The 20,610-nt window shown below is 53.3% G+C and carries 13 protein-coding genes, 1 pseudogene and 1 other annotated feature; of the genes and pseudogenes, 2 read left to right on the forward strand and 12 right to left on the reverse strand.

The window, feature by feature from the left end:
- Positions 1-37 precede the first annotated feature (37 nt).
- Genes PUR_RS18985 through PUR_RS18995 form a run of 3 tightly spaced genes read right to left on the reverse strand, consistent with a single transcriptional unit; the run spans position 38 to position 2,096 of the window.
- Positions 38-919: a carbohydrate ABC transporter permease gene (locus PUR_RS18985; protein WP_179036591.1), complete on the reverse strand. Its 882-nt coding sequence runs from the start codon at positions 917-919 to the stop codon at positions 38-40.
- A gap of 24 nt (positions 920-943) precedes the next feature.
- The gene (locus PUR_RS18990) at positions 944-1,900 is read right to left on the reverse strand and encodes an ABC transporter permease (RefSeq protein ID WP_179036592.1); all 957 of its coding nucleotides are present in this window, start codon (positions 1,898-1,900) and stop codon (positions 944-946) included.
- Positions 1,890-2,096, reverse strand: a complete 207-nt coding sequence (locus PUR_RS18995) for a tautomerase family protein (protein WP_179036593.1) — start codon at positions 2,094-2,096, stop codon at positions 1,890-1,892. The genes PUR_RS18990 and PUR_RS18995 overlap by 11 nt, the downstream gene beginning before the upstream one ends.
- 164 nt (positions 2,097-2,260) lie before the next feature.
- On the opposite strand from PUR_RS18995, the pseudogene PUR_RS26600 reads away from it, so the two are divergent.
- Positions 2,261-2,338 (forward strand): annotated as a pseudogene (locus tag PUR_RS26600) (IS3 family transposase); the annotation flags it as partial.
- Positions 2,339-2,380: 42 nt separating this feature from the next.
- Here the strand turns inward: PUR_RS26600 and PUR_RS19000 are convergent.
- The 7 genes from PUR_RS19000 to PUR_RS19030 all read right to left on the reverse strand — a co-directional run bounded on the left by PUR_RS19000 (position 2,381) and on the right by PUR_RS19030 (position 15,230).
- Entirely contained in the window at positions 2,381-6,097 is a 3,717-nt protein-coding gene (locus tag PUR_RS19000; RefSeq protein WP_232101566.1) for an alpha/beta hydrolase fold domain-containing protein, read from the reverse strand.
- Between the two features lie 74 nt (positions 6,098-6,171).
- Positions 6,172-7,728, reverse strand: a complete 1,557-nt coding sequence (locus PUR_RS19005) for an extracellular solute-binding protein (protein WP_179036594.1) — start codon at positions 7,726-7,728, stop codon at positions 6,172-6,174.
- Between the two features lie 5 nt (positions 7,729-7,733).
- Positions 7,734-8,810 carry an SGNH/GDSL hydrolase family protein gene (locus PUR_RS19010; RefSeq protein ID WP_179036595.1) on the reverse strand — a complete coding sequence of 359 codons (1,077 nt, stop codon included), beginning with the start codon at positions 8,808-8,810 and terminating at the stop codon, positions 7,734-7,736.
- Between the two features lie 222 nt (positions 8,811-9,032).
- On the reverse strand, positions 9,033-10,394 hold the full coding sequence (locus tag PUR_RS19015) for an extracellular solute-binding protein (protein ID WP_179036596.1): 1,362 nt from the start codon (positions 10,392-10,394) through the stop codon (positions 9,033-9,035).
- A gap of 558 nt (positions 10,395-10,952) precedes the next feature.
- On the reverse strand, positions 10,953-13,634 hold the full coding sequence (locus PUR_RS19020; RefSeq protein ID WP_179036597.1) for a ComEC/Rec2 family competence protein: 2,682 nt from the start codon (positions 13,632-13,634) through the stop codon (positions 10,953-10,955).
- A gap of 161 nt (positions 13,635-13,795) precedes the next feature.
- Positions 13,796-14,314, reverse strand: coding sequence for a deoxycytidylate deaminase (locus tag PUR_RS19025; protein WP_179036598.1), 519 nt, complete (start codon positions 14,312-14,314; stop codon positions 13,796-13,798).
- A gap of 103 nt (positions 14,315-14,417) precedes the next feature.
- Positions 14,418-15,230: a ComEA family DNA-binding protein gene (locus PUR_RS19030; RefSeq protein WP_232101567.1), complete on the reverse strand. Its 813-nt coding sequence runs from the start codon at positions 15,228-15,230 to the stop codon at positions 14,418-14,420.
- Positions 15,231-15,384: 154 nt separating this feature from the next.
- On the opposite strand from PUR_RS19030, the gene comER reads away from it, so the two are divergent.
- The gene (gene comER / locus PUR_RS19035) at positions 15,385-16,227 is read left to right on the forward strand and encodes a late competence protein ComER (protein WP_179036599.1); all 843 of its coding nucleotides are present in this window, start codon (positions 15,385-15,387) and stop codon (positions 16,225-16,227) included.
- A 330-nt stretch (positions 16,228-16,557) separates the two neighbouring features.
- Here comER and leuS read toward each other — a convergent pair whose 3' ends face one another.
- Both leuS and PUR_RS19045 read right to left on the reverse strand, forming a co-directional pair.
- Entirely contained in the window at positions 16,558-19,005 is a 2,448-nt protein-coding gene (gene leuS, locus PUR_RS19040) for a leucine--tRNA ligase (RefSeq protein ID WP_179036600.1), read from the reverse strand.
- 166 nt (positions 19,006-19,171) lie between these two features.
- Positions 19,172-19,461 (reverse strand) — a binding site (T-box leader).
- A gap of 62 nt (positions 19,462-19,523) precedes the next feature.
- Entirely contained in the window at positions 19,524-20,591 is a 1,068-nt protein-coding gene (locus tag PUR_RS19045; protein ID WP_179036601.1) for an AI-2E family transporter, read from the reverse strand.
- Positions 20,592-20,610: the final 19 nt, after the last annotated feature.

A 20,610-nucleotide genomic window follows, 5' to 3' on the forward strand; every position in this document is an offset into this window, starting at 1 on the left:
GATTCACGCATTTCCATTTTATCACATCAATGATAAATCAGGATTTCACGGAGCCGACCATCATTCCTTTAACGAAATGGCGTTGAAGAAACGGATAAATCATGATAATCGGAATAGTAGCGATAATGATAACGGCCATTTTGATGCCCTCAGGCGATGTGTGCGCCAGAGAGCTATAGACCGAGGAAGCCGGGTCGATGCTGATATCGTCCGTCTCGAACAGCTTCTTCAGCATCACCTGCAGAGGCCATAAGGACGGCTTGTTGATGTAATACAGAGCGCTCATGTACGTGTTCCAGTGCCCGACGGCGTAGAAAATCCCCAATGAGGCCATTACCGGTTTGGACATCGGCAGCACCATACTGGCGATCATCCGCAGCTCACCGCACCCGTCGATCCGGGAGGAGTCAATGAGCTCCTGGGGAATCTGCATGAAGAAGCTTCTCATTACGAAGAAGTTAAAAGCGCTGATGGCGCCCGGAAGCATGAGTGCCCAAAGGGAGTTCATAAGCCCTAAGTTCTTGATCAGAATAAAGTTCGGAATAAGGGGGGCGCTGAATACCATGGTGAACAATACCATCATGACGATGTATTTGCGGCCTACGAATTCCGGGCGCGACACCGGATAAGCGAGAGACGCCGTCGCAATCAGATTGATTGCGGTGCCCAGCACCGTAATATAGACAGAGACGCCGAACGCCTGCCAAATGGACCGATCACTGAGAACGTACTGATAATTGATCGTCGTAAAGTCCTTTGGCAGCAAGCCTACCCTGCCATTAATAATCGCATCCGAGCTGCTGAAGGATTGGGCAATCACGTTCAGGAACGGCAGAAACATAGCCAAAGCAAGGGCGGTCAGAAACAAAAGATTAAACACATTAAATAATTTCTGGCCGCGAGTATAGCGTCCTCTCATCTTCCCTACCTCCATAAAGAGCGTTTAATACAGCGATTCACCGGTTGTTTTCTTGCTCAAAATATTGCCGATGAACACCAGCATGAGTCCCACTACCGACTTGAATAGCCCCACTGCTGTTGTATAGCTGTATTGCTGGGACAACAGCCCCGCCTTATAGATATAAGTGTCCAGAATCTCCCCGTTCCCGGTATTGAGCGCGTTCAGAAATACCCATACCCGCTCGAAGCCAAGATCAAGAAATCTTCCGATATGGAGAAGGAACAAAATCATAATCGTCGGTATAAGAGACGGGAGCGTAATGGCCATGGTTTGCTTCCAGCGCCCGGCTCCGTCCACTTCGGCAGCCTCATACAGGTCCGGGTTGATTCCTGCCAACGCGGCCAGGTAAATGATCGTGCCGTACCCGGAATCCCGCCAAATGCCGGAACCGATCAGAATCGTGCGAATGTATGAATTTTCACCGAGAAAATAAACCGGCTCAAACCCGAAGGCCTTTATAACCTGGTTCACTATCCCTGTTCCGGGAGAGAGAATACCCAAGGCGATTCCGCTGACAATTACCCAGGACAGGAAGTGGGGCATATATACCACCGTTTGCAAAAACCGTTTGTAAAACACAAGACGAATTTCATTCAGCAGGAGCGCAAGCACTATCGGAGCAGGGAAGGCGAATATGAGATCATACAGACCCAGCAGAATCGTATTGCTTAAGATTCGTCCGAAATCCTGGTATTGAAACATGGTCCTAAAGTGCTCAAGCCCCACCCACTCGCTGCCCGTAAAGCCTTTAAAAATATTGTAGTTCTGAAACGCAATTACCGAACCGGCCAACGGCACGTACTTGAAGATGATAAAGTACAAGATCCCGGGAAGCGCGATCACATAAAGCGCCCTGGATTTCCACATGTATGAAAGAAGGGACTTCTTCGTATTGGCCTTGTAGCTTATAAGGTCTACCGCGGTTATCTTAGCCCCCATAACCGTTTCCTTCAGGTCCTGCTTTCAACAGGTTTGCCGGAGCATTCTCATCTAAGGGGATTTCTTGAAATTCGACGGTAATAAACCGTTCCTCCCGTTCAATAACCCGGGATAGCTCCCGCTTGAATACAGCGACAATCTCCTCCTTCTGCTCCTGTGTTCGGCCTTCGTACATTTTAATCGTAATGTGCGGCATCGTCTTTCCTCCATTTCCTCGAATAGTGATTGGAACTATCCTTATTCTACCTCCAATAAAGCGCTTGCAATATGGAGTTTCTATGAGTGGACTTGTGTTTTCTTTAGGGTAGCCCGTCGCGCTTTGTCACAAAGCCATCTTTTGTCCTATTCACATCATGGTTTACTAACAACCAGAAGCGCTTTCAAAACAAACTCGGCGACCTGTCTCCGGTAGAATACCGGGAGCAAGTCGCCGCTTAAAACCTGTTTTTTACTGTCTACTTGACGGGGCTATGACAAATGTCAGTTAGTTGCATCTGCGCTGTCGGAAGGCCAGCCTTCAACTACTTCCACTTGTTCGCTTTTGAAGTAATTGACGCCGATACTGTCAACGAGATTCTCCCGCAGAACGATACCGGTTCCAGCGAGAAGTCGTATGCCGTTCGTATTACCGGTCAGCGAATTTCCGATCAATTGAGCGTTCAGCGGGTCTCCCTCTCCGATATTATTTGCTTTGCTGTCGCCGGGATCATGCTCAAGCGATATCGCCCAATAATTTGACGCGGTATTAAAGCGAATGACATTCTCTTTGATAATCGTGCCCGGCCCGTTCAAGATCCGGATGCCCTTGGCATCCTCTATATGGGTTGTGTATTCAATCAGATTACGCTCGATGACTGTATCTGGCGTACCCATAATTACATTGATTCCTTCTCTTGTATTGCGAATCGTATTGTCATGGATATAGTTGCGCGGTCCTGTCTTGCTGTGATTGCTGGGCGCCGTACCGCCGGTGTTTCCAAGCCCGATCGCAGCGCCGGCAGGAATATCGGAAATCACATTGCCGTATATTTCGTTCAAATATTCGAGTTCCCCGTGCAGATCGATGGCATCCAGCTTTGTATTCACAAACTGATTGTTTCGCAGGACATTGTTATGTGCAACAAATTGGATCAGCACGCCATGCCGCAAATAAGGCCCTTCGAACCGGGAGTCCTCAACAACGTTCCAAAGCGTGTCGTTATCGTACCCATTGCGATCCTGTTTGGCCATACCCTGAATCGACACGCCGTAGCCGGCACCGCCCGGACCGACATCCGTCGCATTACGAAATGTGCTGCGCCGTACGACAATATCACGGCTGTTGTCGATACGCACGCCCATACGCGAATACTTCTCCACTGCAACCTGATCAACCGTGATGTTGTATGACGGAACCTCGCCCAAATTCGCGATGACTATCATGCTGTCGGGACCGCCGGCGTCCAGGTTGTTCACTTTATGGTCCGTCGTGTAGACACCGTTCCAGTTGGAAGTTAATGTGAGATTGGATATGGACAGATCATGCTGTCCGGATGCTTTCATCAGGGCGCTGTTTCTCACCTTGTCGAGTGACGTCTTGAGGATGGTTTTGGATTGATTTTCGCCGCGAAGGTTTACGCCTGACTTGAGCTTCAAACTCACAAGGGTATCCAATGTCGAGTTCAAATTATAAACCCCAGACGGCAAATAGACTTCGTCACCTTGCTGGGCACTGTTAATGGCGGCTTGAATGGCGGCGCCGTCGTCTGTGTCGTTATCGGCCGGATTGGCATTAAAGTTCAGCACGTTCAGGATACGCCCGGTTGTCGCATGCGGGGAATGAACCGGGTGCACCGTTCCGTCAGCCTCGGTTAATCCCGGAGCTGTGAACGGAACCGGTTCCTGGGTCGGACCAGGCATGTAGTTCGGAATGCTCGCTACAGGCGTATCGCCATTCGCAAACGGCGCATAGATGTTTACCTCCGATAAGCTTGTGTACGCACTGCCGTCGGAATTCCCAAGACCTACAATGCGCACATATCTCGCTTCTGTGTCCGGGAGATCGAATGGCTGCATCTCCGTCGTCCTGCCGCTGCTGGTGCCAGACCATCCCGGAGTCCACGTCACACCGTCATCCGAAGTTTCAATAACCAATTGGGTCGTGCGCAAATCACCTTTATAAAATGCAACACCTAAATAGCCGATCGGCTTCCGTTCGCCTAAATCGTACTGGACCCAGGCTCCGTTACCGGCGGCAGACCAACGGGTGAACAGGTTATTATCGATGGTATTCGTTGCGATATTGCCGTCGCTGTCGCTGGCTGTCACGTCTACCGTCGCGTAAGGAACGATGGGTTCTGTCAGCGTAGAACGGATGAAAGAAAGCGGTGCGGATGCATTGCCCGACAGATCCACCGCTTTAACCTTAAAGGCGTACGCCGTGCCCGGGTGAAGCCCGGTGACCGTATACGTCGCATCGGTAACAGTGGATAGGAGCTCGTCATCCTGGTAAACGCGATATTCGCCGATACCCTGATTATCCATGGCGGCCGACCACGAAAGTTGAATGAAGTCTGTGCCTATATTAACGGTTTTCAGCGAACTGCCATCCCGCCAGGACGGCGGCACATGGTCGTTTGAAGTATCTGGTTTGTGCACATTGGGCTTTGCTGCGGTACGACTCTTCACATATTGATCCAGGAAGGCCCACGCCTCGGCGCTTGCTTGCTCGGCCGCGTCGCCGGTGAAACCGTGCCCCTGCCCTGGCACGATCTTGACATCGATCACTTTCACGCCTGCGTCCTTCAATTGATTGGAGAACGTAACGCTGTCCGTGTACGGGATCGTCGCATCCGCATCACCATGGCGGATGAAAAAAGGCGGGTCGTCCGGCGACGCATAAATGCCAGGCATGGCCAGCCGCGCCTGATCCGGCACGGAGAACGCGTTATTCCCACCTAAAAGCGCTGTCACAGAGCTGTAGCTATTGGCAAATTTCGTTGTAAAATCCGCTGGTCCGTACATATCGACAACCGCTTGCACTTGATCGGAATATTCCTGCCAACCACCCGTCCCATCCAAATCCGGAACGTTTACGACATGGCCTGTATCCAGCGCAATTGTCTCGCCCGAGTCCATGTGCCCTGTCGTACCGAGCAGCGAGGCCAGATGACCTCCTGCAGACGAACCCCATACGCCGATCCGGCTGGGGTCCAGATGGTATTCTGCCGCATGCGCGCGCAAATAACGAATTGCCAGCTTCACGTCCTGAATTTGCGCCGGAAACGGCGCTTCCGGGGTTAAGCGGTAATCCAGCGATACCCCGATGTAGCCGCGCTTGGTCACATAGTTGCAGATGCTTGCAAGGGCTTGCTTCCGGTCCCCGTGGTTCCAGCCTCCACCATGAATATATACTATCACCGGCATCGGTTCATGAGGCGGGGTCTTCGGTACAGCAATCGAAGTATAGATCGGCCGCGTTCCGGCATTTCCAATCAGCACGTCTTCATACAGCTCGACGCCCTCCGGAACCGGAAACGGCTGAGGCTCTACCGGCGGAGGGATCGGCACCGGTGTCTCGGCGGGCGGTATTCCGGGAATGGCTTGAGCCTTGATGGCGACACTATCGATGTACATATTCGCGCTCATCAATTCGCCCACACGAACCCGAACTTTGACGTTCGGGTTGTTGTCGGCTCCGCTGCCCAGGAATTGGACTTTGAGCTTGTTCGGCTCACTGTTCTTTTGTTCCAGCGTCCCCGGAGGAAGCTTGAATTCCTCCAGCGTTGTCCAAGTCGTTCCTCCGTCGCCCGACCATTCCACGATGATGCTTCCCCCGATGTAGGAGGATGCCCGAGTATAATAACTCAATTGAAGATTGCCGTACCCCGTCGTATTAACCGGCAGGGCCAACGCGTCCTTCCCGTCGATTTTCACCAGATTCGGCGCGGACGGGGCCGTGGACGACACCGAAGTTTTCGCCACGCTGTTATCTTCGCCTTCCTGCAGCCATGGCGCCGGAATGGCAACGCCGCCGACCGATCCGAAATTGTCAGGGTCATCGAAGTTTTCCTCGTAGAGTGTAACATAGTCGCCGGACGGTTCGGCTGCATGAACCGAGGTAAGCGCTTGCAATCCAAAGGGTGGAGATAACAAAGCCAAAGCCAACAATACGCTTGTGCCAAGTCGATAAGCTTTCCTACGCATTCCGTTGCTCAAATGAATTCCTCCCAGATAAGGTATAGGAAATATCAAGCCGCATAGAGTGTCTCAAACCTCGATAGCTGTGCTGCTTATTTATGTCGGGACAAGATGACGCCGTCGTTTTTGTTATAACGTTCTGTCGCTTCCTTGACGACTTCACGGCCGCCTTTCTGCAGCCATTCCTCCACCACCTTCGGATAATCGGAAATCGGCTCCTTACCGTATACCATATTGATCATATGCGTCAATATGACGGGCGGCAGTTTATCTGCGGTTGGGGTGATGTCCGGGTTTTTCTGGTAGCCTTGCAGCTGGGGCTCGAATTGAATCCCGTCGCGTCCCTCACTCGCAAGTACCGTATCGTAGAACTTCATCAAGTCTTTCCCTTCGGGGGTTAGGCTGAGCGCACCTTTATTGTAGGTCGTATCCTGTACGAACCATAGCAGTATTTGACGGAATGTTTCCTCGTCGACTTCATTGGCGTTTTTCGGATTCTTGTAGTTTATTTTGCCGTTCTCTACCGTGTAATTTTCCCCTTCAATCCCGAAGGTAAAGAACTTCTCCGCTTCGTCACTGACCATCCAGTTGAAAAACTTGACGATCCCGGCAGGGTCCTTCGCTTTCTTATTGATTAAATAGGCTCGAGGCACCGGACCGACGACGCGAAGTCCACCCTTTCCGTCCGGCCCTGTCGGCGAAGCGATCAGCTTCATTTTTCCAGTGGGTACCTGTTCCTTTAGCTGCTGGTCCCATTGGATCAATAGGTTGGCATTCATGTTCCAGATGCCCGCTTTGCCTGCGAGAATATCGTTCTTGAATTTCGCCGGATTAATCGTGACGAACTCCTTGTTGATCAACCCTTCGTCGAACATTGTCTTGTACGTTTGGATCGTTTTTTGCATATTCTCGATATTCATGAATTTCGGTACGATTTGATCCCCTTGTTTCGTAAAGAAATTGGCGAAGGTGTCATAAGACCCGAAGAACATATCCGAAAACACAAAGTCCTCCCGGCCCATGTAAGGATTCTCCACACCCATCTTTTTGAAGGCACGCATGACGTTCAGGAAGTCATCCACCGTTTTCGGTTCTGGCAGCCCTGTTTTTTCCAGAAGATCCGCGCGAATCCAAGTCGCTCGGCGTGACGGATTGGACAGCCATTCCGGAATGGCGTAGATGTTGCCCTTCTCATCGGTCTCCTTCTCCCAAGCCTCCTTCGGAATTTTTTTGAGAAGGTCTTGCCCATATTTCTGAAGCAATTCATTTAGGGGCAGGAATACTCCGGCCTCCACGGAACCGGCCAACTGGGGATTCGTCAGGCTGGAGCTTGCTTGAACGACATCCGGAATGTCGTTGATCGCGAACATTTGGATCATTTGCTTATCAAAATTTTTCTGCTGCATCAAACGGATGTTAAGATCTGTGTTTGTAAGTTCCTCCAACTTTTTAACCCATTTGTCTTCATTGATATCCGGATGATTATCCGCATACGAAATGTTGCCGGTCCGGAACGATATGGAGAAGGAGGTTTTCTTTCCCGGACCCTCACCTGCTTGTTCCTGTGCCTCCTTCGATGACGAGGAACATCCGATCAAAGAGGCTGCTAATAGCGACACGCCCACCATGGAAAGCATCCATCGCTTCATTTCCATCAGCTCCCTGTTACATAATTTTTGTCAGCGGCACTCGAATGTCCAGACGTTCGAAGCGACTCTATCGCAGGCCGCAGCAGCTTAGATAAATGCTCACTCATCAGCATGTGCCCGTAATCGGAAGGATGAATCAGATCGGACGTGAGCGATGCAAGATCTCGCATGATCCGTGCTCCATCCAGCAGATGCAGCTGAGGATGTTTTCTGCTTTCACAGCAATGAAGCAGCGCTTCGTTAAAGATTTTCTCTTGGACATGAAGATGATGCGATGCATCAAGAAAATAAGTTGCGCGATTCGGATAAATCGTAGTGACGAACACCGGTTTGTCGCGATGGCGTTCGATAACCCGGTCCAGCAGGTAAGTCACCCTCCGCTTGAATTCCTCGGGAGTCACCACTGCGCGCATGTTGACGCCAAGCTCCAGAAACAGGAAATCCCAATCCCCGCGTTCGGCCAGATGATCGGCAACGACGGTCTCGCAATAGCAAGATCCGCTGAGCGCAAGGTTAAGCACATCCACGCCGAGTCTGCGCGCAGTCTGCTGCAAGTATCCGTTGAAATGGTGCGTGGATCCTGCGCTCTGACTGATGGAAGACCCGTATGCCAGCATCGTAAGCGTTGGAACCTCATCCGGCCTCGGCGCGCGCACTTCGCAGCCAAAGGCATCCACCTCGTAGAAGACAGCCCCGAAGCGGTCAAAATGCAAGCGCCACACGTTAGAGGAAAATCCAGACTGATTCAGCCGTTCGCTCGGCACCTCTACGAAACGCTCCGGCTCCTCCAGGTGCAGGGTGGTTACCGTACCGGCCTGCAGACAATGCCGGGAATGAAAAAAATCCCCTCTGCATACCACGATGCGGCCGTTAATATCATTCGAGCCGACGGTGACCCTGACATGCTTGGATTCGGTGACAAACCGCAATTCGCAGCCGTTCGATTGTACCGCCTTGGTCCTTCCTTTCTCCGACAAACCAATGCGCACATGCTGCGGAAAACGCTGCAGGTGCAATCCAGATTGATGGGGTTTATGTACCAGCTCCGAAACATTGTGAAAATACACGCCTTGCTTTTCCATCGTTGCAGCCACACCACCTTAATGATTACGAAATAGTACTAACTCATATCTGACTCTAAATAAATCATATACTAATAATGAAAGCGTAGTCAATATGATTTTTTATTATTTATGAGTCATATATGAGTTAACGGTTGTGCAATAATCAAATAGTCCAACAAAGAAAAAAGCACAAGTTCAGCGCTGAACCTGTGCCGGAATTTTCGAATGGAAATGCAACCCTCAAGAGCGCGGAGTCTCCTGATCCGCCGTGTTCAATGCTACCTCGAGCCTGCGGCATAACTCGCCCTTTTCCAGCAAGCCAGAAACAAACATCATGATATCACGTTGAATCCCCTTCAACTGGCGGTTATTTAAGCCCAGCTCCGTCACCATGCGATAGGTGGGAAAGATCTCGCGGTAAAGCTGAAAGCGGGCCGGACGATAGACGACTTCCTCGCCCTCCCATTCCATCGCCAAACGGTTGGCTGCAATATTCAGCGTCTTGCGCCGAATGAGCAGTTGCGCCTCGTACGAGGTGAGAAAATCGACGAGAAGCATGGCTGCATCCTTGTTCTGCGATTTGCTGTTAACCGCCAGCCCGTTTATGATCAGCAGCGTATTGGTATTTTGCAGCCTGGGCAGCGGGGCAATGTCGAATGCCAGATCGGAATGACGCAATTGATTCAAGAAGTAATAGGTGGTCATAATCATGGACACTTTGCCTTGCAAGAACAAGGCTTCTGCATCCGCATCGCTCTCGGACAGTATGGTCGGGAATACATCTTTCATGCTTATCAGCTTTCGACAGGTTCCCAAACTATCGATTAACTTTGAACCGCAGAGCCGTAATTTGCCTTCGCCGTCCCTTTCTGCCTCGAACGTCGTGCCGCTTTGAAGCAGGAACAATGGCCACCGGTTACGAGAAGGCAGATAAAAATAAAAGCCGTACCAGTCATGTTCTTCAGCCACTTTACGTCCGTTAGAGAACAAATCGTCCCAGGTCCAACTGCTGTCGGGAGGCGATATACCGGCTTCCTTAAAGTGGCGTTTATTATAACAAAGCACGACAGGAGAAAATATGAAGGGGCGAACGCGATTCCTGTCACCGTACCGGAACGGTTCGGAAAGAATACGGTACGCGTCCGGCTGCTCCTCCAGCGGCTCCAGCAACTCCGTACACCCTTGCTCCAAAAAATCCTGGTAATTGTTATTGTTGATCAGTACGACATCTATGATTTCCGATTGCAAATATTCCTTCAGCGATGCCGAGTAGCTTCCTGAAGGCAATTCGAGCGGCTGAACGTCGATATGCGGATACCTTTTGCCGAACTCATTCAGAAGCTCTTGCATCTCTACAAGCTTTGGGATGGTGTTCACATATCCGAATTTGATCGTCGTTTTGTACTCCGGTGCCGGAGGGATTACCCGATTGCCGACACGCGGAATTTTCTCAATCAGGCCTTCGTCCACCAGTACCTTAAGCCCGTTGCGCACGGAAGCGTTACTAAGTCCGAAACGCACCTCCAAGTCGCTCTCCGAAGGAAGATAACTGCCAATCGCAATACTCCCGGAATGAATTTCATGTCGCAATGTTTGAATCATTTCCTCTATCTTAATACGGAAAAATTTTCGGCTATTCCTTTTCTGCATTGGGGTTCCTCGCCATCTTCCGGTTACTCCTGCCCATATGGGACAAGTTTACAGTACTCATCATACTGAAATCCTTCCGGAACGACAAGTCTCGGAGTTTGGTCCGAGTAAAACTGCGTTCATCGCCGACGGCGGCCAGACAGTGGCGGCCAATGCGCCGTAACACGAATAATATTGTCATGGCACCAATGGCATGTGTGTAATTAACAACAAGGCGCCATCTCCAAAAAAAGAACGTATGGCTGAAACTACGAGAATAGGCCACGAGGATTCAATTCCGTTTATTATGAACAGAGCAAAAATCAAAGTAAAAATTGCAATAAATGCGTTTTGCGACACAAGATGTACAGACGCGGCTATGACATGCTTGAAGCAACACTCGACTTCCTGGTACGGGACCATGAGGCAGTACTTCAGGAGTAAGGCTTCTGTGGCGTGTATTTGTTCAGTACGTAAAACATTCTTGAAATTAAAGCGGATGTCCCCCCATATTATCCGGTTGTTCGCTTGTCATTTACCCTCCAACTTATGACGTACCGTTATTCCTTCCGGCAGAACTCGCATCTGAATCTCCCCGTGCTGGTCCGTGCGAAAAACCGTTGTTCGGGCTGCGGATAACCGTTCCAGCACTTCGCCATTGGGATGGCCGTACAGGTTGTTGACCCCGGCGGAGATTACTGCGGCACGCGGCTTCCAGTACTCCAGCCAGACGCCACCGGTGGATGACTTGCTGCCATGATGGGCGACTTTCAGTACATCGACGGGGGAGGCAGTGTCCCCCGATGCCTGGACGGCGTTTAACATGCGTTCCTCGCTCTCCGTATCAATATCCCCCGTAAATAAAAAGCTTCTTCCGCTCATGTCGAGGCGAAAGACAACAGAAGCCGGATTCTGCTCCTCCAGCATCGGAATTTCTTTTCCTGCCGTCTTCATCGGCACCGGCCACAAGAAGGACAATTTTGTGGAGTCATCCGGTGACAGAGCCATCCCCCGATGAACGCCGTACAGCTTTACCCCGCGATCAAGCGCCGTCTTCATCAGCTTGATGTATTCCTCCCGCTGGGCCAGCGTTCCGTTTAACAGCAGCGCCGACACCGGAATCTCCTCCAGTACGGCTTGAAGACCGCCTGCGTGATCCTGATCCGCATGTGTCAAAATCACCGCATCGAGCCGGTGGATGCCACGCTTTTTGAGCAGGGGAACCAGCGTCTTGGCCCCGACCTCGTAAGGGCTGCGGCGGATGCGCCACTCCTCCTTGCTGCCGTACCTCATCGTTCCGCCGCCGTCAACGAGAATGTGGGCGCCTTCCGGCGTGGTAATCAGCATGCTGTCGCCCTGTCCCACATCCAGAAAACTGACGGAGCCCTCGGGTGACAGTTTCTCCGGGCGGTATCCCGTATACAGCAATATGGTGAAGGCCCCGGCGAGCGCCGCGGCCGCGATGCGATAGCGGATCAGCGTTCCGGCACGCTCCAGATCACCGGGGAACGCGGCAGCGGAATGCGGATCCTTGGAAAACGGCTGCAGACCTTCAAGCGGCCTTGTCTCGTCTTCTGCATACAGCGGCGCGTCGCGCATTTCGGCGTAATGCTTCAGCACCCGAAGCAGCGCGTACAGCAGCGCATAATACAGGGCAATCCATAAAAGAGATGGCGAGCGCCAAATCGTTATTCCCGCATAACGTCCGGTCCATTCAACGGCGTCAAACGTCACGTCATTCATCATTTCTACAGCATGGGCCAGAGCATTGGCACAGACCGGCCATATCTTGCCGAGCAGCAGCGCGGCCGTCCCTGCGGGAAGTACAGCAAAGGTGATAAAGGGAACCAGCACCAGATTAGCCGCAAAAGACAGCAACGCAAACTGGTTAAAATAGTAAATGGTCAGCGGAAAGGAAACAAGCTGCGCAACCAGCGTGACAGCCACCGCGCTTCCGAGCCTGCGGGGCAGAGCTGAAACCAGCGGCATGGCCAGCGGAACATAGATCATAAGCCCGGCCGTAACGAGAAAAGACAGCTGAAAGCTGACGTTCAGCAAAAAATACGGCTCCCATATCAGCATCAGCAGCGCAGATGCGGCCAATATGTGCATGCCGTCCTTCAGCACACCCATGCGCGCCGCATACAAGGCAATCATGCTCATCAGCCCCGCCCGGACGACGGACGGGCCCGCGCCGGATAGAAGCACATAAGCCGGAACCAGCAGCAGCGTAACGGTCAGCGCCGTCTCTCTGGTGAACCTCAGCCGTGACAGGACAAACAGCAGAAAGCCTGCGTAAACTGCGACATGCATTCCTGAAATGGCAAGAATATGCGTCAGCCCGAGTCTGGAAAACTCCCGGTACGTCTCCGGGTCGAGCTCATCCTGCATCCCGATGATTAGCCCCTTCAAATATCCTGCGTCTTTCTTACGGAACAGGGATTCCAGCTCAGTGCCCAGTTGCGCTCTGACGGCATCGTTCCAGCGCAGAAGTGTTCGAAAGCTCCACGTTGCCGGGGGCGCGGCATCGATTTGCCCGGTCCCGGAAATTTTCAACAGCCAATGAATATGCCGGTTCCGCAAATACCCGCGGTAATCGAAGCCTCCGAAATTCCTTGCGCCGGAAGGAGACGACAGCGCCCCCTCCATTGCTACACGGTCTCCTCTTCTCCAGGAGGCCGCGACGGCGATTTCCTGCTCGGCTTGGAGCTTCAGCTGTACTGCGATTTTTTCCCCATGGACCAGTTTGGCGCCTTCTTCGGCTGGGCCGCTTGTTCCGTCCGGGCTCAGCGGCGGCGCTGACTTCTCCTCTCCACTATCGGACAGAGAACCGTCCTGAGCGCCGGATGACCGGATTCCATCAAGTTTAACTGTAAAATCCACCCGATCGCCGTCCCGCTCCACGGTTGAAACAATCGTCCCCTCCGCGTAAACGGCCAGTTCTTCCATCTGAACAGAAGACATTCCAAGCGCCTCTGGAAGAATGCTTGCATTCCGGTGGTCATTCCATTCCCAGTACGCTCCGCCCAGGGCAACAGTCATCCACAGCATGATCAGTTGCTTCCGGCTCCATCGGCCGGATATTATGGCAGCCGCCAGCAGCAGCGACACCCCGGCCCAAGCCGCAAGAAGCCTTCCTGGGGGCAGCATGCTTGCGGCCGTGTTTCCTGCTACCCAGCAGATGACAACATAGAGCAGCGGTCTTCTTCTCATCGACCTGCCTCCTTTCTGTCCAATCTAACTACATCATGGAACACAATCAGCCCCGAAAAAGGCAAAAAAAGAACCCCTGCAAACGCATAATGCGTTAGACAGAGGTTCTTCCTCCTGTTTCGGTACTTTGTTCTGAATTTCATTGATAAGCTGCGTCCGCCTTAGTCGGATACGCTCAGCACCGTCTCGCGCGGAGGCTCATACCCTTCCAGCCGGCGGAACTGGATGCCCTTCGAGGACATCATCAGCCGTACCTTTTCCGTATCCTTGGGATAACTGCGAAAATACACGATTTCGACGACGCCGCTGTTCGCAAGCATATTCGCACAGGTCCAGCATGGCTCGTCAGTTACATATACCGTGCTGCCTTCACGGTCAATCCGGTCCGTAAAGAGCAGCAAATTCTGCTCCGCATGGATCGTCCGGATGCAGCGCTGCTTTTTGACCATTGTCTCCGTCCCATCCACAATCTCCAGTTCATACTGCTCGGAGACCATGCATCCCTCTTCGGAGCAGTCCGGCACCCCCATGGGAGCACCGTTATAAGCCGTGCCAAGCAGCTTCTTGCCCTGGACGAGCACGGCGCCAACATGGCGGCGCGGACAGCGCGAACGTGTCGAAACCATAAAGGCGATGTCCATGAAATAGGTATCCCAATCTTTGCGATAGGCAGTGGTCATTGTCGTTCCCCATTTTCTCCAAGATCGTTGTTCACTATTGTAGCATATCCCCCGTCCGCGCACTATAACAACCGTCGCTTACCGAATAAGGCGTCAGGCAAAGCTATTCGCTAAAAAAAACGTAGGGTTTCAGCTTCTCCAGCATCTTCGGGCCGATTCCTTTGACGTTCTCCAAATCGGACGCGCTGCGGAATGCACCATGCTGTTTTCGGTAATCCAGAATCGCCTGCGCTTTCTTTTCGCCAATGCCGGGCAGGCTTGTCAGTTCGGAGATTCCCGCTGTATTGACATCGACCTTGCCCTCCGCTGAAGCCTGGTCATCCGCCGCCGCAGTTGTGGGAGCGGCGGCACTGCCCAACGGGCTCCCGCCACCCCTGGATTGCGCCGCAGCATCCGCCGCCGGTGCGGTTGCGGCTTCCCCGGCGCCCTGCCCGCCGCCCTGCATCAGAATGCCGTCGGTTTTCGCTGCCGCCTCGGCTGTTGAGGCGGCCGGCTCACCGGCGCCTTGCCCTCCGCCCTGCACCGCGCTACCGCCCGCTGCCGCCGCGTTCTCTGCCGGTGTTGCGGCCTCCCCAGCGCCCTGCCCGCCACCCAGCACCGCTCTGCCGCCCGCTGCCGCAGCGTTCTCCGCCGGTGCGGTTGCGGCCTCCCCAGCGCCTTGACTGCGGCCCTGCTCCATGCGATCCGCTGCCGCAGCATTCTCCGCTGATGCGGCCTTCCCTGCGGACTTCCCGCTATCCCTGTCCCGGCTGCCGCCCGCATCCGACCCCGGCCCGCTTTCAACCGCCTGCGCCACCCGGATGTTCAGCGTTTCCCAACCCGCTGCTCCAATATCCCGGCCGCTTCCGGCGTTCCAGAGCAGACCGCCTCCGATAATAGCTGCGGCGATTCCGCCGATTAGCTTAGTCTTTTTCATAACCGCTCACCTCGTCCTTCTTGTCTTCTGATAAATCTGTTACCGGTTTCCAGGTTTCACCTAAATATTAGGCATGAGTCCAGGACTACAATGCATACATATAACGAAGAACATTACTGCCAATGAGTAAAGCGCGAAAGGAGGGAACCACAGGATGAAAGTGGGTTTTATCGGAACGGGCAGCATGGGCGGCCTGTTGATCGACGCCTTTCTTTCTTCCGGGGGGCTTCTGGCCGGTGACGTGATTGCGAGCAACCGCAGTCCGCAGAAGTTGGCTCGGCTCGCGCAGCTTCACCCCGGGATCACGCTGGCGGAAAGCAACGGCGAGACTGCGGTCCGAAGCGATATTTTATTTTTATGCGTCAAGCCGATGGAATTTAAAGCGCTGACCGATGAAATCGGCCATTGTCTCCGCAGCGAACAAATCGTCGTCTCCATTACCAGCCCGGTTCAGATCTACCATCTGGAAAGCGCGCTGCCGTCCAAAATCGCCAAAATCATTCCCAGCATCACGCACAGCGTATACAGCGGAACCTCGCTCTGCGTGCTCGGCAGCCGGCTGGGGGACGAAGACAGAGTGCAGGTGCTTAAGCTGATGTCCCATATCGGCACTCCGGTGGAAATTTACGAGCACCATACCCGTATCTCTTCCGATTTTTCCAGCTGCGGTCCGGCGTTCCTTAGCTACTTTATCGAACGCTGGATTGAAGCGGCCGCGGATGCGACCGGAATCGACCGGATGCTGGCGGGAAAGCTTGCGGGCGAAATGCTGCTTGGAACGGGCAAGCTGCTGACCGAAGGTGAATTTACGCCGCAGGAGCTGCAGGACCGGGTCGCAGTGCCCGGCGGGATTACCGCCGAAGCGCTGAACCACCTGCGGTGCAGTCTGGACGGCGTGTTCGAGCGGCTGATCGCGACGACGCACGGGAAGTACGATGAGGATGTGGCCAAACTCGATTCGCTGTTCGGACAGGACGGGATAACCCATAGGAAATGAGGGACATCCTTGCGACATAACCAGCCTTGGCCGCATAGCTTAACCGGGATATTTCGCATAAAAAGCCTAAGAAGAAACGGCTTCGCCGTCCTCTGGAAGAGGAAGGCATCCGTTTCTCGTAAAAATATCAGGTTAAGGATAAGCACGAAGCTTATACTTTCTGATATTTCAAGAAGAAACGCCTGACGGCGTCCTTGACGAACGCAAGTACGTTTCTCGTAGAAATATAAGGCCTTTTATAAGCGTGAAACTTATAAATTCTTATATTTGCAAAAAAACGCAAAAACCCCGCAGCGGGATAAACTCCGCCGCGGGGTTTGGCGTGCTTCGCTAACCCGCTACGATATTGACCAGCTTGCCCGGAACCGCAATGACCTTGCGGACGGTCTTGCCTTCGATAGCCGCGCTCACATTCGGAAGAGCCAGCGCATGCGCCTGCATTTCCTCTTGTCCCATGTCCTGCGGAATCAGGCTGCGCTGAACGATTTTGCCGTTCACTTGAACCACGATTTCCACCTCTGCGTCCACAGTCAGCGCCTCTTCGTAACTCGGCCACTCCACATAGGAGATGGTGCCTTCATGTCCGAGCAGCTGCCACAATTCTTCGGCAAGATGGGGAGCGAGAGGCGACAGCATCTGCGCGAAGTTCTCCATCGCCTTGATCGGAAGCGTATCCTGTTTGTAGGCGTCGTTGATAAAGATCATCAGCTGGCTGATCACCGTATTGAAGCGCAGATTTTCGAAATCATCAGTCACTTTCTTAATCGTCTTGTGCCAGGTGCGCTTGAATTCTTCGGTGCCGCCGTTCTCAGTGATTTTGGCGCTCAGACCGCCCTCTTCATTTGCGAACAGGCGCCATACACGGGAAAGGAAGCGGTGAATGCCTTCCACGCCGTTTGCGTTCCAAGGCTTGGTTGCCTCCAGCGGACCCATGAACATTTCATACATGCGCAGCGTATCCGCGCCGAATTCGCCCACAATCTCGTCGGGGTTGATGACATTGCCGCGCGATTTGCTCATCTTCTCGTTGTTCGTGCCGAGAATCATGCCTTGGTTGACCAGCTTGTAGAACGGCTCCTTCGTGTTAACAACACCGATATCGTACAGCACCTTATGCCAGAAGCGGGCATACAGCAGGTGAAGCACCGCATGCTCGGCGCCGCCGATGTACAGATCGACCGGCAGCCATTCCTTCTGCTTCTCGGGTGAGCACAGCTCCTTGTCGTTATGCGGATCGATGTAACGCAGATAGTACCAGCAGCTGCCGGCCCACTGCGGCATCGTGTTCGTCTCGCGGCGGGCTTTCATGCCGGTCTCCGGGTCGACCGTCTCAACCCAATCCGTCACGTTGGCCAGCGGCGATTCGCCTGTGCCCGAAGGCTTGATCGCGTCGACATCCGGCAGAACCAGCGGCAGTTGGTCTTCCGGGACCGTCTTCATCGTGCCGTCTTCCAGATGCAGAACCGGGATCGGCTCGCCCCAATAGCGCTGACGGCTGAACAGCCAGTCGCGCAGGCGGTAGGTAACCTTGCCCTTGCCGAAGCCTTTTTCCTCAAGCCAGGCGATCATGGCAGGGATGGCCGCTGCGTTGTCGAGTCCGTTCAGGAAATCGGAATTGACATGCGGACCGTCACCGCTGTAAGCTTCCTCTTCCAGATTGCCCCCCTGGACAACCTCGATGATGTCAAGTCCAAACTGCTTGGCGAACTCCCAGTCACGCGAGTCATGTCCGGGAACCGCCATGATGGCACCCGTGCCGTATCCGGCCAGGACATAGTCCGCAATCCAGATTGGCAGCTTGGCGCCGTTGACCGGGTTGACCGCATAGGCGCCCGTAAACACGCCGGTCTTCTCTTTGGCAAGATCTGTCCGCTCCAGATCGCTCTTGCGGGAGGCCAGCATCTGGTAATCCTCCACAGCCGGGCGCTGGGCATCGGTAGTAATCGACGCTACCAGTTCGTGCTCGGGCGCGAGCACGCAGTAGCTTGCTCCGAACAGGGTGTCGGGACGCGTTGTAAACACGGTCAGATCCGCATCATGCCCGTCGATGCCGAAGGTGACTTCGGCGCCCTTCGATTTGCCGATCCAGTTGCGCTGCATGTCCTTGATGCTCTCGGACCAGTCCAGCTCTTCCAGATCCTCCAGCAGACGCTCGGCGTATTCGGTAATCCGCAGAATCCACTGGCGCATCGGTCTGCGGATGACAGGATGCCCGCCGCGCTCGCTTTTGCCGTCGATGACTTCTTCGTTGGACAGTACGGTGCCGAGTGCCTCACACCAGTTCACCGGCACTTCCGCTACGTATGCCAGGCCGCGATTGTACAGTTGAATGAATATCCACTGGGTCCATTTATAGTATTTGGGGTCCGTCGTGCTGATCTCGCGGTCCCAATCATAGGAGAAGCCCAGCGATTTGATCTGGCGGCGGAAGTTATTGACGTTCTTGATCGTGATATCACGCGGATGCTGACCCGTATCCAGCGCATGCTGCTCGGCAGGCAAACCAAAGGCATCCCAGCCCATCGGGTGAAGCACATTGTAGCCGCGCATCCGCTTGTAGCGGGAGACGATATCCGTCGCCGTATATCCTTCCGGATGCCCTACATGAAGACCAGCCCCCGAAGGGTACGGAAACATGTCGAGTGCGTAAAATTTAGGTTTGCCCGGTTCCTCTCCGGTCTTGAAGGTGTGATGCTCTTCCCAATATTGCTGCCATTTCGGTTCCAGTACCTGCGCCCGGTAGCCCTGGGCGGCTGTATTTCCCTTGCTGTCACTCATTTCCTATTCCTCCTTGAATTGCTGCGAACCTCCAATCAAGAAGAAACGCCTGACGGCGTCTTTCAAGACGCAAGTGCGTTTCTCGTAGAAATACAAGGTCTTTTATAAGCGTGAAACTTATAAATTCTTGTATTTAAAAAAAGCCCCCCATCCCTAGCGTATACACGCTAGGGACGAGAGGCTGAATTCCCGTGGTACCACCCTAGTTAGCAGGCGGACATTTACGTTGTCGCTTGCTCACTCTAACGCCCTATAACGTAGGCGGGCCGACGGCGGTTAACGCTTGGGAATCTTCTCCGGTCAGAAAAGCTTCTCTTTCCGTTTCGGAAGTTGCCCCGCGGTTTGCGCCGTTTCTCAGAGGCGAGTTCATTTCGCTGTCGTCAACCGGCTTGCACCAAGTACACCGGCTCTCTGCATGACACAACTGAAATTAATGCTCCTCATCACTGAATCTTTTGAAGTTTATATTCCACAATATTATATACAAAACCTGCCGCTCCAGTCAATGCGCATTCCCCTCATACCGGTTTCCGCTTCATATAATAGGTGATCAGATGCTGAATGACGACTTTGCCAGCCGCGAACACCGGCACCGCCAGAATCAAGCCGACAATGCCGGCGATTTCTCCGCCCACAAGCAGCGCAAAAATAATAAGCAGCGGGTGCAAATGCAGCGTCCGGCCGACGACCTGCGGCGAGATGACATTGCTCTCCAGCATCTGGCACAGCGTATTCACAACGACGACAAGCAGCACCAGGCGAAATGAAATCGTCGACGCCATCACGATTGCGGGAGCCGCTCCGAGAAATGGCCCCAAATACGGAACGAGTTCAAATATGGCCACAAGACTCGCGAACAGCAGCGCATACGGCATTCCGATCAAAGCGTAGCCGATATAAGCCATTGTGCCGATAATCAGACTGACCAGAAACTGGCCGCGGATATAATTTCCAAGCGCCTCGTCGATATCTTTTAACATTGTCACAATGGATTTGCGGCGGGAGCGCGGGAGACAGGAGACAAGCGCCCGTTCAAACACATCGAAATCTTTCAAAATATAGAACACCAGAAATGGAACGATAAAAGCGTCGAACAGGACGCCGATCGTCGTGCCGATATGGTCGAGGAAATTCGAAATTCCTTTGGCAAGACGGCCTTCCAGCTGAAAAAACCAGTTGTTCATCCCCATCTCCACTCCCGGAGGGATAAGACGGGTATCCATGCTGTGCATAAGCCCCTGCGCCCTCAGCGTCATCTCCGGCAAATGCTCGTTAAGCTCTTCCAGCTGTTTAATGAGCATCGGTATAAGGTTGACGGCGATGACTGCAATCGCGGTCAGAAATACGGCATAAATCAGCAGTACGGCCACTCCGCGCGGCATCTTCCTTCCGGCCAGCATGCTGACGACCGGATTGAGTACATACGAGATAATCATGGCGGCAAGAAAGGGGGCAAGCACCGCCTTCAAAAAGGTGAAAATATGCTGCAGCATCGGATGAAGCAGCCAGACAAAATACAAAATGATCAGAGCGAGCAGCACCCCGACCATTGACCGAAACCATTTGCTTCCGAGCCATTGCTCCATGGCGTTACCTCCTGCGGCC

Source organism: Paenibacillus sp. URB8-2, assembly GCF_013393385.1.
Lineage (GTDB): Bacteria > Bacillota > Bacilli > Paenibacillales > Paenibacillaceae > Paenibacillus_AQ.